This is a genomic window from Hoeflea sp. 108, from assembly GCF_000372965.1.
Taxonomy (GTDB): Bacteria; Pseudomonadota; Alphaproteobacteria; order Rhizobiales; family Rhizobiaceae; genus Aminobacter.
Genome location: NZ_KB890024.1, coordinates 2,474,993 through 2,489,201, shown reverse-complemented (window position 1 = coordinate 2,489,201; position 14,209 = coordinate 2,474,993). Strand labels below are relative to the sequence as shown.

Below are 14,209 nucleotides of genomic sequence, written 5' to 3'. Positions count from 1 at the left end.
GCTGCCTAAAAGGCGGCCAGGGTTTTGTGGGACAGGAGGGGCGCACCATGTGCGGAATCGTTGGTATTGTCGGCCAGACACCGGTTGCGCCGCTGATCGTCGACGCGTTGAAGCGTCTCGAGTATCGCGGCTATGATTCCGCTGGTGTCGCCACCATCGAACATGGTGAGCTCGCCCGCCGTCGCGCCGAAGGCAAGCTCGTCAATCTCGAACGCCTGCTGAAGGCGGTGCCGCTGGACGGCAATATCGGCATCGGCCACACGCGCTGGGCCACCCATGGCGTTCCCAACGAGACCAATGCGCACCCGCATTTCTCCGAAGGCGTGGCGATCGTCCACAACGGCATCATCGAGAATTTTGCCGAGCTGCGCCAGGAACTTACAGCCGACGGTTACGAGTTCACGTCGCAGACCGACACCGAGGTGGTGGCGCATCTGATTGCACGCGAGTTGGCGAAAGGCGCGGATCCGGTCGATGCGGCGTACGCCGCGCTGAAGCGTCTCAACGGCGCCTTTGCGCTCGCCATCATGTTCAAGGGCGACGAGGACCTCATCGTCGGCGCCCGCAACGGCCCACCGCTCGCCGTCGGACACGGCGAAGGCGAGATGTTCCTTGGATCGGACGCCATTGCGCTGGCGCCGTTCACCAACTCGATCACCTATCTCGAGGATGGCGACTGGGCGGTGGTGCGTCGCACGCAGTTTCAGATCTACGACATGGATGCCAGGCCGGTGGAGCGTCCGCGCCGCCAGTCGGTCGGCACCAGCTATCTGGTCGACAAGGGCAATCATCGGCACTTCATGGAAAAGGAAATCCATGAACAGCCCGAGGTGATCTCGCACACGTTGGCGCATTACCTCGACTTCACGCAAGGCACCTCGAAGCCGCTCGACCTGCCGTTCAGCTTCGCCGACATCGACCGCATCGCCGTTTCGGCCTGCGGCACCGCCTATCTCGCAGGACTGGTCGGAAAATACTGGTTCGAGCGCCATGCGCGCCTGCCAGTCGACATCGACGTCGCCTCGGAATTCCGCTATCGCGAAATGCCGATCTCCAAGAACAGCGCTGCCTTCTTCGTGTCGCAGTCGGGCGAGACCGCCGACACGCTGGCCTCGCTGCGCTACTGCCGCAAGCAGGGCGTGCCGATCGGCGCCATCGTCAACGTGCGTGAATCGACCATCGCGCGCGAAGCCGACGTGACCATGCCGACCCTGGCCGGGCCCGAGATCGGCGTCGCTTCGACCAAGGCCTTCACCTGCCAGCTGTCGGTGCTCGCCTCGCTCGCCATCCGGGCCGCCTCGGAACGCGGCACAATATCAGCGGATGAAGAAAAGGCGCTGGTGCGCAGTCTCTCGGAGACGCCGCGCTATGCCGCCCAGGTGCTGAAGCTCGACAAGCAGATCGAGAAGGTGGCGCGCGAGCTCGCCTCCTACAAGCACGTGCTTTATCTCGGTCGCGACACCAATTTTCCGCTCGCCATGGAAGGTGCGCTCAAGCTCAAGGAAATCTCCTACATCCACGCCGAAGGCTATGCCGCCGGTGAGCTCAAGCACGGTCCGATCGCACTGATCGACGAGAACATGCCGGTCATCGTCATCGCCCCGCATGACCGCATCTTCGAAAAGACGGTGTCGAACATGCAGGAAGTGGCGGCCCGCGGCGGCAAGATCATCCTGATCACCGACCAGAAGGGTGCGGCGCAGGCAACGGTGAAGACGCTGGAGACCATCGTTTTGCCCGACGTGCCCGAGTTCATCGCGCCAATCATCTATGCGCTGCCGATCCAGATGCTGGCCTATTTCACCGCCGTGTTCATGGGCACCGACGTCGACCAGCCGCGCAACCTGGCGAAATCGGTGACGGTGGAGTAGCGGGGGGCTGCTTCTACCAACTGGCTAGTTCCAAACCGCTGTGCGTGCGGCTAATGTTGCGCTGCAAACACGCAAGCGGTGATACATGTCGGATCTGCCCAGAACATCCGCGATGACCAGGTTGAGGAACTATTTCCTCACCGGCTTCGTCGTCTGCGCGCCGCTGGTGCTGACCATCTACATCGTCTGGTCGTTCATCGGCTGGGCCGATTCCTGGGTGAAGCCCTACATTCCGGCAACCTACAATCCCGACACCTATTTGACCATCCGGGTGCCGGGCTTCGGGCTGATCGTGGCGCTGGTGCTGATCACGCTGATCGGCTTCCTCACCGCCAATTTCATCGGCCGCGCCATCGTTGGCTTTGGCGAGCGCCTGCTCGCCCGCACGCCTCTGGTGCGTGGCCTCTACAAGACGTTGAAGCAGCTTTTCGAGACCGCACTCTCCAACAAGAGCGACATGTTCCGCACCGTCGGCATGGTCGAGTACCCGCGCAAGGGCGTGTGGTCGATCGTCTTCGTCGGCAACGAGAAGCAGACCGAGATCAATGAGAAGCTAGACAAGGAAGGCGACCCGCTGATCGCCGTCTTCATGCCATGTACGCCGAACCCGACCACCGGCTTTCTGATGTATGTGCATCGCTCCGAGGTCGTGCTGCTCGATATGAGTATCGAGGACGGGGCCAAGCTGATCGTCTCGGCGGGACTGGTGGTGCCCGAGGTGAAGCCCGCGACTGGAGGCAAGGCAAAGGTGATCGAAGGGCCTGTCGGCAATCCGCCAGTTGGGACGATGCCTCAGCCCGCCCTCAGCAGTCTTACCGCCTCGTCGCGGCCGAACAAGTAGAGCAGCAGCCGTATGGCTTCGCCGCGCGGGGATTGTAGCTCCGGGTCGCGGGCAAGGATCAGGCGGGCGTCGTCGCGGGCGATTTCGAGCAGGTCGGCGTGGGCTTCTAGGCGGGCGACCTGGAAGCCTGGTGTGCCGGACTGGCGGGTGCCCAGAAGTTCACCTTCGCCGCGCAATTTGAGGTCTTCCTCGGCGATGAGGAAGCCATCCTCGGTGTCGCGCATGACCGACAGGCGGCGCTTGGCCGTTTCACCAAGCGGGTCCTTGTAGAGCAGCACGCAGGATGACGGCTTCGAGCCGCGTCCAACGCGGCCGCGCAGCTGGTGGAGCTGGGCGAGGCCGAAGCGCTCGGCATGCTCGATGACGATGATGGTCGCGTCGGGCACGTCGACGCCGACCTCGATCACGGTGGTGGCGATGAGCACGCGCGTTTCGCCTTCCTTGAAGGCGCGCATCGCCTCATCCTTCTCCGCCCCCTTCATGCGGCCATGGACCAGCCCGATACGCTGCCCGAAGACGGGCTGCAGAGAGGAGAAGCGGTCCTCGGCGGACATCAGCTTGATCTCTTCGGATTCCTCGACCAGCGGGCAGATCCAGTAGATTTTCTGGCCGTCTGCGACCGCGTCGCGGATGCGGCCGACGAGTTCGTCGATGCGCTCGAGCGGCAGGGTGACGGTCTTGATCGGCTGGCGGCCGGCCGGCTTTTCCGTGAGGCGCGACACGTCCATGTCGCCGAAGGCTGTCAGCACCAGGGTACGTGGGATGGGGGTGGCGGTCATGACCAGCATGTCGGGCGCCTGGCCCTTTGCATTCATGGCGAGGCGCTGGTGCACGCCGAAGCGATGCTGCTCGTCGATGACGGCGAGAGCCAGGTCATGGAAGACGACGGCCTCCTGGAACAGCGCGTGTGTGCCGATAATGATGTCGATTTCGCCGCCTGCAAGATCGGCGAGGATCTGGGTCCGCTCGCGGCCCTTCTCGCGGCCGGTGAGTACGGCGACCTTGAGGCCGACACGTTCGGCCAGGGGTGAAATGCCGGCGAAATGCTGGCGGGCGAGGATTTCTGTCGGCGCCATGAGCGCGGCCTGGCCACCGGCCTCGACGGCGCGCGCCATGGCAAGAAGTGCCACCACCGTCTTGCCCGAGCCGACATCGCCCTGGAGCAGGCGCAGCATGCGTTCGGGCTTGGCCAGGTCTTCGTTGATCTCGACAAGCGCCTGTTCCTGCGAGCCGGTCAGCGCATAGGGCAGGGCCTTGCGCAGCGCATCGACGAGGCGGCCGTCGCCTATGAGCGGGCGGCCATGCAGCTTGCGCACACGGGCGCGAACCAGCGCCAGCGACACCTGACCAGCGAGGAATTCGTCATAGCCAAGGCGACGCCAGGCGGCATTCTCCGGCGAGGCATCGAGCGGATCGGCAGGATTGTGGACGCGTTGCAGCGCTGCCGCGAAGCTGGGAAAGCTCTGCCGGCGCATGACATCGGCGTCGAGCCATTCGGGCAATGGCGGCACGCGCTCGATGGCCTGGCCGATGGCGCGGCGCAACGCCTTGGCCGACAGGCCCGCCGTCAGAGGATAGGCTGGTTCGACCAAGGGCAGCTTGTCGGCTTCGCTGGCGAGCGCGATGTGGTCGGGATGGACCATGGACGGGCGGCCGTTGAACCATTCCATGCGGCCCGAGACGATGACAAGTTCGCCCTCGGGCATGGCCTTTTCGAGATAGGCGGCGTGAGCATGGAAGAATGTCAGCGTGATCTCGCCGGTGTCGTCATGGGCGAAGACGCGGTAGGGCACCGAGCGATTGCCGCGCGGCGCCGGCTGGTGGCGGTCAATGCGCACCTCAAGAGTGACGATGGCGCCTTCGGCAGCATAAGCGATGCCGGGCCGGTTGCGCCGATCGATGACGCTGTTGGGCAGCACGAACAACAGGTCGCCTGTTCGTGCCACCCGGTCGCCGAGATCTGCAGGTACGACCTTCTCGACCAGCACGGCGACCTTCGGTCCGATGCCGGCAAGCGTGGTGATCGGGGAGAACAGGGGATCGAGAAGGGAAGGCCGCATCATGTCAGCTTATGCGTTCGACTTGCCCGGGCAAAGGCTGACAGGGGCGGCTATCCACGCTATATGCGCCCCGACACGAGAGGAATTGCCGAAATGACCGGAACGACACGCTCGAGCGAAGGCCTTGATACGCGCAGGCGTAAGCTTCTGTTCCGGTCGTGGCATCGCGGCATGCGCGAGATGGATCTGATCCTTGGCCATTTCGCCGACACCCGGATCGATAAGCTGAGCGACGAGGAGCTGGACCTCTACGAGGTGCTGCTCGACATCACGGACAGGGAACTGCTGTCCTGGATCATCGGCGAAGCGCCGGTGCCGACAGCGGTCGACACCCCGGTCTACAGGCAGATCGTCGCGTCGCGCGACGCCATCACCGTCTGAGCGAGATCATGAGCTTGCTGAAATCGATCGGCCTGCCCAAAGGTCGCGCCGGACAGTTCATCGTCGATGGCGTCGCCGACGGCTACGAAGCCTTTGCGATTGCCACCGCGGCGGCCGAAATGGCGCCCGATGGCCCGATGCTGTTTGTCGCTCGCGACGGGCAGCGGCTGCCGCAGATCGTTGAAGCGCTCAACTTCGTAGCCCCTGAACTGCCCGTGCTGGAACTGCCCGCGTGGGACTGCCTGCCTTACGACCGTGTGTCGCCTGGGGCGGATGCCGCTGCTCTCAGGCTTGATGCGCTGGCGGCAATGATCACGCTCAGAAAGACCCCGCACCGGGCCATCGTGCTGACCACCGCAAATGCACTGCTGCAGCGGGTGCCGCCGGCCGCGGCGATCGAGGCGCAGGAGTTCCGCGCCAAACCGGGCAACCAGGTGGAGATGAATGCGCTGGTGGCGCGGCTGGAGCGTGCCGGCTTCGAGCGCGTGCCTACGGTTCGCGGCGTCGGCGAGTTCGCCGTGCGCGGCGGTATTCTCGATCTCTACGCGCCGGGCGCTGCCGATGCGTTGCGCCTCGACTTCTTCGGCGACACGCTGGAGACGATCCGCGCCTTCGACGTGGCGACGCAACGCACAACCGGCAGCCGCAATTCGGTCGTGCTCCAGGCGATGAGCGAGGTGGCGCTGACGCCGGAAACGATCAGCAAGTTCCGCCGCAGCTATATCGATGCCTTCGGCGCGCCATCGCGCGACGATGCGCTCTATGCCGCGGTCTCCGAGGGCCGGCGCTTCGCCGGCATGGAGCACTGGCTGCCGTTTTTCTATCCGCACATGGAGACGGTGATCGAGTATCTGCCTGATGCGCCCGTGGTCTTCGACCATCTGGCACGCGAGGCGATGAGCGAGCGCCATGCGCTGATCCTCGACCACTACGAGGCGCGTCGCAAGCAGGCAGAAGGCAGCGGCATCAAGGATGCGGTGCCCTACAAGCCGGTCGCGCCCGGGTTGATGTATCTGTCGCCGGACGAGGTGGCGGCAGCGCTGGCAGACCAGGCCAATGCGGAGCTGACACCGTTCGATACACCCTTTTCGAGTGGGCGCAGGGTGCTGCATGCCGGTTCGCATGCCGGCCGCAGCTTTGCCGAGGAGCGGGCCGACCCCAACGCCAACGTGTTCGACGTGGTGGCGCGTCACATCGCCGATCAGCGCGCGGCCAAGCGGCGCGTGGTCGTGGCCGGCTGGACGGAAGGCTCGCTCGACCGTCTGACGCAGATTCTCGAGGAGCATAATCTCGGCAATCTCAAGCGGGTCGAAAGCCTTGCTGGCGTCGAGGCGCTGAAGCCGGGCGAGGCGGGCCTTGCTGTCCTGCCGATCGAGTCCGGCTTTGAGGCCGGCGACCTGGTGTTCGTTGCCGAGCAGGACATCCTTGGCGACCGCCTGATCCGTCGTTCGAAGAAGCGCAAGCGCGCCGCCGACTTCATCGCCGAGGCTTCGGCCTTGTCGGCGGGCGACATAGTCGTTCACGCCGACCATGGTATCGGCCGTTTCGTCGGGCTGAAGACCATCGAGGCGGTGGGCGCGCCACATGATTGTCTTGAAATCCACTATGCCAGCGATGGCCGGCTGTTCCTGCCGGTCGAGAACATCGAGCTTCTGTCGCGCTACGGCTCGGATTCGGCGGAAGCAACGCTCGACAAGCTGGGCGGTGGTGCCTGGCAGTCGCGCAAGGCCAAGCTCAAGCGCCGCCTGCTCGAAATGGCCGGCCAGCTGATCAAGCTCGCGGCCGAGCGGCAGATGCGCGAGGCGCCTGCGATGAATCCGCCCGACGGCGTCTATGGTGAGTTCGCGGCGCGCTTCCCTTACGAGGAGACCGACGACCAGCAGGGCGCCATCGATGCGGTGATGGAAGATCTTGGCGCCGGCAAGCCGATGGACCGCCTGATCTGCGGCGACGTCGGCTTCGGCAAGACGGAAGTTGCGCTGCGCGCGGCCTTCATTGCCGCCATGGAAGGTTTCCAGGTGGCGGTGGTGGTGCCGACGACGCTGCTGTCGCGCCAGCATTTCAAGACGTTCTCGCAGCGCTTTGCCGGCCTTCCGATCAATGTGCGCCAGGCTTCGCGCCTGGTCGGCACCAAGGAGCTGGCGGAGACCAAGAAGGGCATCGCGGAGGGCACTGTCGACATCGTCGTCGGTACGCATGCGCTGCTCGGCTCGTCGATCGAGTTCAAGAACCTGGGACTTCTGATCATCGACGAGGAGCAGCATTTCGGCGTCAAGCACAAGGAGCGCCTGAAGGAGCTCAAGAGTGACGTGCATGTGCTGACGCTGTCGGCGACACCGATCCCACGCACGCTGCAACTGGCGCTGACCGGCGTGCGCGAGCTGTCGTTGATCGCCACGCCGCCGGTGGATCGCATGGCTGTGCGCAGCTTCATTTCGCCCTTCGACCCGCTAGTCATCCGCGAGACGTTGCTGCGCGAGCGCTATCGCGGCGGCCACAGCTTCTATGTCGTGCCGCGTATCGCCGATCTCGGCGAGATCCACCAGTTCCTGCAGGAATCGGTGCCGGAGCTGAAGGTGGCCGTTGCGCACGGCCAGATGCCTCCCGGCGAACTCGACGACATCATGAACGCCTTCTACGACGGCCAGTATGACGTGCTGTTGTCGACGACCATCGTCGAATCGGGCCTGGACATTCCCACCGCCAACACGCTGATCGTGCATCGCGCCGACATGTTCGGCCTCGCCCAGCTCTACCAGTTGCGCGGGCGTGTCGGCCGTTCCAAGGTGCGTGCTTATGCGCTGTTCACGCTGCCGGCCAACCGCAAGCTGACGGACACCGCCGACCGCAGGCTGAAGGTGCTGCAATCGCTCGACACGCTGGGCGCGGGCTTCCAGCTCGCCAGTCACGACCTCGACATCCGCGGCGCCGGCAATCTGCTTGGCGAGGAGCAGTCGGGCCATATCAAGGAGGTCGGCTTCGAGCTCTACCAGCAGATGCTGGAAGAGGCGGTGGCGGAACTGCGCGGCAGCGGCGAGGAGATCGATACGGGCTGGTCGCCGCTGATTGCCGTCGGCACCGCGGTCATGATCCCGGAAAGCTATGTGCCCGACCTGCAGCTCAGGCTGGCGCTCTACCGTCGTCTCGGCGACCTCGAAAACACCGAGGAGATCGACGGTTTCGGCGCCGAGCTCATCGACCGTTTCGGGCCACTGCCCGACGAGGTCAAGCATCTGCTCAAGATCGTCTTCATCAAGGCGCTGTGCCGCAAGGCCAATGTCGAGAAGCTGGACGCCGGGCCGAAGGGCGTGGTGGTGCAGTTCCGCAAGCGCGAGTTCGCCAACCCGGCGGGCCTCGTGCGCTACATCGCCGAGCAGGGATCGCTGGCCAAGATCAGGCCGGACCACTCGGTGGTGTTTGCGCGCGACTGGCCGAATGCCGAGAAGCGTCTGGCGGGTTCCGCCGTGATCATGACGCAGCTGGCGAAGCTGGCTGTGGCCTGATCGGCGGTCATGCATCCTTCGACAGGCTCAGGATGAGGAGCGGCGGTGCTGCCGCCAATCTCTGAGCGCTTTCGGCTTCATTAAGGGGGCAGCGCGCCTGCGCATCCCCAGAACCTGGGGCCTCCCGGTCGCGTGGCTTGCCACAGCGTTGGCATGTCATTCGGGGTCGGTTTCGCCTTCGTTGATGTCACGACATGGCTCCCGACACTCTGCACTCGCTTTGCTCGCTACGAGGCCGAGATGACGGGGGGCAAGGCGCTACTGGTTGCCATTTGTCGGACGAGACTGGCAGCAGAGCCGCCGGCGGTTGTCCTGAGTTTGTCGAAGGACGCGGGACAGGCCAACTGCTGATCTGGCCCGGGGGCAAACGGGCTGAGCCGGCAGCAGGCTCAGCCGGCGGTCCAATCACCCCCTTCGGTGATCATATTTAGTTCGGCAGCTCGCCGGCTTTTTCGGCTGCGACCTGGCGGATGGCGTCGGCGAGGGTGGCTGTGTCCTGGGCGCCCATGACGGCGTACTTGCCTTCGAGCAGGAAGCACGGCACGCCCGTGATGCCCATGCGCGAGGCGGTGACGATCTCGGTGGAAACCTCGTCGCGATCGGCGTCGGTTGAAAGCAGCGCTTCGACGACCGCGGTGTCCATGCCGGCTTCGCGAGCGGCCTCGACGAGGGTGCCGTGGTCGCCGATGTTCTTGCCCTGCTCGAAATAGTAGCTGAACAGCGTGCTCACCAGCTTGTTCTGGACGCCTTCGCCGGATGCTGCGGCCCAGCGGATCAGCCGGTGGGCGTCGAGCGTGTTGGGAGCGACTGATATTGCCTCGAAGTCGAACGAGATGCCTTCGACCGCGCCGAGCGTCACCAGATTGGCGTGGGCCTGCCTGAGCCGGTTCTCGTCATTGAACTTGGCCAGCATGTAGGCCTTGCGCTCCTTGCCTTCGGGCGGGATCGTCGGGTCGAGCTGGAAGGGGCGCCAGCGCACCTCGACGTCGGTGTCGGGCACTGCCGCAAGCGCGCTTTGCAGGCGGCGCATGCCCAGGAAACACCACGGGCAGACGACATCCGAAACCACATCGATGGTGAGCTTGTTCTGTTCGGTCATGAGACGGTCCTTGTGTAGGCTCGCGGGCGCGGCATGACGGCCATGGCCCGCTGATCCCAGAAATTTGCGGAACTAGCCGCCCTGGCTCCACCAGACCGGCAACTGATAACCGAATATGGGGGTCTTTTCCGGATGTTTCAGCCTTTTGGCAAAAGCGAGCCACTGATCGGAGTTGTGCTGCATGGGCACCATGTAGTTGCCAGAGATCAGCAGGCGGTCGAGTGCGCGCACGGCGGCGACGAAATCCTCCTTCTCGCGCGCCTTGAGCATGGTCTCGATCATGGCGTCGATCGCTGGATTGGCAACGCCGGCGAGATTGAACGAGCCTTCCTTGTTGGCCGAAGACGAACCCCAGCGGCCGATCTGCTCGATGCCCGGCGACAAGGTGCCGGTGAAGCCGGTCACGCCGATCAGCACATCGAAGTCAAAGTTCTGCTTGCGCGACTGGATCTGGTCGGCCTCGAGCGCGCGGATGGTCACGGCGATGCCAAGCTTTTCAAGGGTGCGTTGATAGATGGCCGCCAGCTTCTGCTCGGCGTCCGACGAGGTCAGGATCTCGAAGGCGAGCGGCTGGCCCTGCTTGTCGAGCATCTTGCCACCCTGCAGCTTGTAGCCGACGCCCTTGAGCAGGTCGAAGGCGGCCTTCAGCGCAGCGCGGTCCTGGCCGGAGCCATCGGTAACCGGCGGCCTCCATGTGCCGTCCATGACGTCGGGACGAACGGCACCAGGGAACGGCGCGAGCAGCGCCTTTTCCTTGTCACTGGCAGGCCTGTCATAGGCGGAAAGTTCGGTTCCCTGCCAGAAGCTGACGGTGCGCTCATACTTGCCGGCGAACAGGTTGCGGTTGGCCCATTCGAAGTCATAGAGCATGCCCAGGGCCTGGCGCACGACGGGGTCGGCGAATTTCGGCAGGCGGGTGTTGAACATGAAGCCGGTGACGACGGGTGGCAGCCCGCTCTTGAAGGTTTCAGCGACGATGTCGCCGTTCTTGTAGGCGGGGAAATCGAAACCGCGCTCGCGCTTGACCGGATCGGCCTCGGTGTAGGTGTCGCAAATGCCCTTCTTGAAGGCTTCGAACAGGGCGTTCGTGTTGAGGAAATATTCGATGGTGATCTGGTCGTAATTGTCGAAGCCGCGCTTGGCCGGCACGTCGCGGCCCCAATATTCGGGGTTGCGCTTGAAAACGATGCGCTCGCCGGGCTTGATCTCGCCGACCATGTAGGGGCCGGAGCCGATGATCGGCTTCAGTGTCGTCTGGTCGAACGTCTCCTTGTTGAAGAAGTGCTTCGGCACGATCGGCGTGAGCGCGATGATCAGCGGAAATTCGCGGTCGGCCTGGTCGTTGAAGGTGAAGCGGACACTGAGATCGCCTGTCTTTTCGATCTTCTCGATCTTGGACATTCGGTCGGAATAGGGCGGGCGGCCCTTCTCCGTATAGACCTCATAGGTGAAGATGACGTCGTCGGGCGTGATCGGCTGACCGTCGGACCATTTGGCATTCGGATCGATGTTGAACTCGATCCATTTGCGCTCCGGGTCGATGTCGACCGACTTGGCGATGAGGCCATAGATACTGAAGGCCTCATCGGCGCTGCGCTGCATCAGCGATTCGAAGACCAGATTGCCGTAGATCGTGTCGATCATGCCGCGCGCGGTGGTGCGCAAGCTCTTTATGATGAACGGATTGAGATTGTCGAAGCTGCCGATGACGCAATAGGTGATCTTGCCGCCCTTGGGCGCATCGGGATTGGCATAAGGGAAGTTCTTGAAATCCTGGGGCAGGGCCGGCTGGCCATGCATGGAAATGCCGTGGACGGGCTCGGCATATGCCGTGTGCGGGGCAAAAAGGGCGGTCGCGGCAACGGCTGCCAGCAGCGAAAGAGTGCGTCTCACGACGATTCTCCACGAATTCAGGGTAGCTTGATGATTCGAAGCGTAGCGCAGCCTGATGCGGGCAGTCCATCGCCGGCTCAGAACACAAGAAATGCGTTGTTGCGGGCTGGATTCAGGCCGCGCGGCAGTGTAACACGCGCGGCGAAGTCATGCTGTTGCCTCATTTGCCCAACAGGTAGCGTCGACACACGGCTCCGGGGCCGGTTCCGGGATTGTTTGAGAGGATTTCATGAAGATCACGAACCAGAACTTCGACGGTTTCCGTCTTTCCATCCTGGCGGCAGGTGTCGCCGGTTTGGTGGCGTCGACGCTGTCGCCCGCGGCCGCGCAGCAGCAGCAGGTCCCGCAGGGTTGGTTCAAGGCCTGCTCCAAGCAGGCTGACGTGGACATCTGCAACGTGCAGAACATCCTTACCGCTTCCAACGGCCAGTTGGTCACCGGCATTTCGATGATCGAGCTCAAGGGCAAGGTCAATCGTAAGGTGTTCCAGGTCACCGTGCCGAGCGGCCGTCTCATTCCTCCGGGGATCGGACTGCAGGTCGACGCCGGCAAGGCCCAGAAGCTCGACTACGTGATCTGCTTCCCGGATCGCTGCGTTGCCGAGATCGCGCTCACCGACCAGCTCGTAGGCTCCTTCAAGAAGGGCACCGACCTGACTCTGACCTCGGTCAATTTCCAGAACCAGCAGAACCCGATTAAGGTTTCGCTCGCTGGCTTCACTGGCGCCTATGATGGCGAGCCGATGAAGCAGTCGGACCTGGAAGATCGCCAGAAGAAGCTCCAGGAGTTCGTCTCCAAGAACAATCAGGACTTCGCCAAGAAGCTCAAGGAAGAGCAGGACAAGGCCAAGACGGCCAACTGATCCCGGGCGAAGACCGGAATTGAAAAAGCGGGGCTTTGACCCCGCTTTTTTGTTGCGCAGCCGCTGTTGGCGGGAATCCGAACTCGGCCCGTCGCCCGTCATGGCTGGTTCAGTGGCTGATGGTCGACTTGAGCGCGTAACGTCCGTCGGGCATCTTGTCGAAATAGTCCTTCACCTGCGGATGGCGGACCGGCTCGCCTGAGCTGTCCTCGAGCAGGTTCTGTTCCGAGACATAGGCGACATATTCGGTCTCGGCGTTCTCGGCGAGCAGGTGGTAGAAGGGCTGGTCGCGGCGTGGGCGCACCGCCGCCGGAATCGCCTCGTACCATTCCTCGGTGTTGGCGAATTCTGGGTCGACGTCGAAAATAACGCCGCGAAACGGAAACACACGGTGGCGCACCACCTGGCCGATCGAGAATTTCGCCGTCTTCATGCTGGTCACCATGGTCGCGCATGCTCTTAGAGCACTACGCGAAATCAGATACTTAAGACGTATTTCAGATCCGGAGCGGGAGGTTTCCGGCACAACACGCTTCGTCGGCTCCTATTTGGAGCAGCAAGGCAAGCAATTCAATGGTGTGGCGCTTGACGGGCGGCAAAGCGACGCGATACGGCCGAGGGCATATTTGCCCTTCGCGTCGCTTTTTTTGCTGCGGCCCAACCAATCTCGATCGGGAAAGCGCTGATGTCGGACGTGATCGGTCTGGTCCTGCCGTTCTTCGGGCTGATCTTCATGGGCTTCGTGGTGGCGCGCATCACCCGCCAGCCGCTCGAAGCGCTCGGCTGGATGACGACCTTCATCGTTTATGTCGCGCTGCCGGCGCTGTTCTTCCAGCTGCTGGCCAAGACGCCGTTCGAGCGCCTGACCGAGTGGGCCTACATATCAGGCGCAGTGTTTTCGACCTTCGTCATCTTCGCGATCATGTTTACCGCTTCTTTCATCAAGGGGCGCGGCGAGATTGCCGAATCGACCATCAAGGGGCTGGCCTCGGCCTATGGCAACATCGGCTATATGGGCCCCGGCCTGGCGCTGCTGGCCTTCGGCGAGGAAGCGGCGGTGCCGGTGGCGCTGATCTTCTGTTTCGAAAACATCATGCATTTCACCATAGCGCCGATGATGATGGCGCTGGCCGGCGACGAACCGCGCCCACCTTTGGGCGTGGCGGCCGATGTCGTCAGGAAGATCGCCCTCCATCCCTTCATCATCGCGACGGCGGTGGGCGTTCTCGCTGCCTACTTCGAGTTCCGCGCGCCGGTGCCGGTCGAGCGCTTCCTCGAATATCTGTCGCGGGCGGCAGCCCCTTGCGCGCTGTTTGCCATGGGCGTGACGCTGGCGCTCAGGCCTTTGAAACGCGTTCCACACGAGATGGTGCCGATCGCGCTGCTCAAGCTCATCGTGCACCCGCTGCTTTGCTATGTCGTGCTGAGCTGGATTGGCAATTTCTCACCGGTCTGGGTTTACTCTGCCATGCTGATGGCCGCCTTGCCGACGGCGACGAACGTGTTCGTCATCGCCCAGCAATACGGCGTCTGGGTCGAGCGTGCTTCGGCCAGTGTGCTCGTCACCACCTGTCTGTCGGTTCTGACCGTTACCGGGCTGCTCTACCTGATCCGGCACGGCGTTCTGCCGCCCGATCTTTTCCCTTGAGCCCCCCAGCCAGGTCCTGTCGGACGGGCCGATTTTTCGGATGACCTCCGA

At 63.4% G+C, this 14,209-nt stretch carries 10 protein-coding genes; 6 read left to right on the top strand and 4 right to left on the bottom strand.

All coding sequences use genetic code 11. From position 1 onward, the window contains the following. The first annotated feature begins 47 nt into the window (after positions 1 to 47). Positions 48 to 1,871: a glutamine--fructose-6-phosphate transaminase (isomerizing) gene (gene glmS / locus B015_RS0112220; RefSeq protein WP_018427981.1), complete on the top strand. Its 1,824-nt coding sequence runs from the start codon at positions 48 to 50 to the stop codon at positions 1,869 to 1,871. A gap of 85 nt (positions 1,872 to 1,956) precedes the next feature. Further along, positions 1,957 to 2,712, top strand: a complete 756-nt coding sequence (locus B015_RS0112215; RefSeq protein ID WP_026227199.1) for a DUF502 domain-containing protein — start codon at positions 1,957 to 1,959, stop codon at positions 2,710 to 2,712. Here the strand turns inward: B015_RS0112215 and recG are convergent. Then, positions 2,664 to 4,772, bottom strand: a complete 2,109-nt coding sequence (gene recG / locus B015_RS0112210) for an ATP-dependent DNA helicase RecG (RefSeq protein WP_026227198.1) — start codon at positions 4,770 to 4,772, stop codon at positions 2,664 to 2,666. The two genes, B015_RS0112215 and recG, sit on opposite strands and share 49 nt — an antisense overlap. Before the next feature lie 93 nt (positions 4,773 to 4,865). Between recG and B015_RS0112205 the strand changes: the two genes are divergently transcribed. Together B015_RS0112205 and mfd are read left to right on the top strand one after the other, a co-directional pair. Continuing rightward, entirely contained in the window at positions 4,866 to 5,153 is a 288-nt protein-coding gene (locus B015_RS0112205; RefSeq protein ID WP_018427978.1) for a succinate dehydrogenase assembly factor 2, read from the top strand. An 8-nt stretch (positions 5,154 to 5,161) separates the two neighbouring features. Then, on the top strand, positions 5,162 to 8,656 hold the full coding sequence (gene mfd / locus B015_RS0112200; RefSeq protein WP_018427977.1) for a transcription-repair coupling factor: 3,495 nt from the start codon (positions 5,162 to 5,164) through the stop codon (positions 8,654 to 8,656). A 427-nt stretch (positions 8,657 to 9,083) separates the two neighbouring features. Here mfd and B015_RS0112190 read toward each other — a convergent pair whose 3' ends face one another. Beyond that, on the bottom strand, positions 9,084 to 9,755 hold the full coding sequence (locus tag B015_RS0112190; RefSeq protein ID WP_018427975.1) for a DsbA family oxidoreductase: 672 nt from the start codon (positions 9,753 to 9,755) through the stop codon (positions 9,084 to 9,086). Between the two features lie 72 nt (positions 9,756 to 9,827). After that, on the bottom strand, positions 9,828 to 11,555 hold the full coding sequence (locus B015_RS0112185) for an extracellular solute-binding protein (protein WP_245262317.1): 1,728 nt from the start codon (positions 11,553 to 11,555) through the stop codon (positions 9,828 to 9,830). Between the two features lie 328 nt (positions 11,556 to 11,883). Here B015_RS0112185 and B015_RS0112180 point away from each other — a divergent pair, with 328 nt between their 5' ends. Next, entirely contained in the window at positions 11,884 to 12,510 is a 627-nt protein-coding gene (locus B015_RS0112180; protein ID WP_026227197.1) for an invasion associated locus B family protein, read from the top strand. A gap of 109 nt (positions 12,511 to 12,619) precedes the next feature. Here the strand turns inward: B015_RS0112180 and hspQ are convergent, their stop codons facing one another. Beyond that, the gene (gene hspQ / locus B015_RS0112175) at positions 12,620 to 12,943 is read right to left on the bottom strand and encodes a heat shock protein HspQ (protein WP_026227196.1); all 324 of its coding nucleotides are present in this window, start codon (positions 12,941 to 12,943) and stop codon (positions 12,620 to 12,622) included. 252 nt (positions 12,944 to 13,195) lie between these two features. On the opposite strand from hspQ, the gene B015_RS0112170 reads away from it, so the two are divergent. Beyond that, positions 13,196 to 14,158 (top strand): AEC family transporter, encoded by a 963-nt coding sequence (locus tag B015_RS0112170; RefSeq protein WP_018427971.1) that lies wholly within the window; start codon positions 13,196 to 13,198, stop codon positions 14,156 to 14,158. The last annotated feature ends 51 nt before the right edge of the window (positions 14,159 to 14,209 follow it).

Coding starts and splice junctions, on each gene's coding strand:
- B015_RS0112190 (WP_018427975.1), bottom strand. CDS start 9,755: ATGACCGAACAGAACAAGCTCACCATCGATGTGGTTTCGGATGTCGTC.
- glmS (WP_018427981.1), top strand. CDS start 48: ATGTGCGGAATCGTTGGTATTGTCGGCCAGACACCGGTTGCGCCGCTG.
- B015_RS0112205 (WP_018427978.1), top strand. CDS start 4,866: ATGACCGGAACGACACGCTCGAGCGAAGGCCTTGATACGCGCAGGCGT.
- B015_RS0112215 (WP_026227199.1), top strand. CDS start 1,957: ATGTCGGATCTGCCCAGAACATCCGCGATGACCAGGTTGAGGAACTAT.
- recG (WP_026227198.1), bottom strand. CDS start 4,772: ATGCGGCCTTCCCTTCTCGATCCCCTGTTCTCCCCGATCACCACGCTT.
- B015_RS0112170 (WP_018427971.1), top strand. CDS start 13,196: ATGTCGGACGTGATCGGTCTGGTCCTGCCGTTCTTCGGGCTGATCTTC.
- mfd (WP_018427977.1), top strand. CDS start 5,162: ATGAGCTTGCTGAAATCGATCGGCCTGCCCAAAGGTCGCGCCGGACAG.
- hspQ (WP_026227196.1), bottom strand. CDS start 12,943: ATGAAGACGGCGAAATTCTCGATCGGCCAGGTGGTGCGCCACCGTGTG.
- B015_RS0112185 (WP_245262317.1), bottom strand. CDS start 11,555: ATGCATGGCCAGCCGGCCCTGCCCCAGGATTTCAAGAACTTCCCTTAT.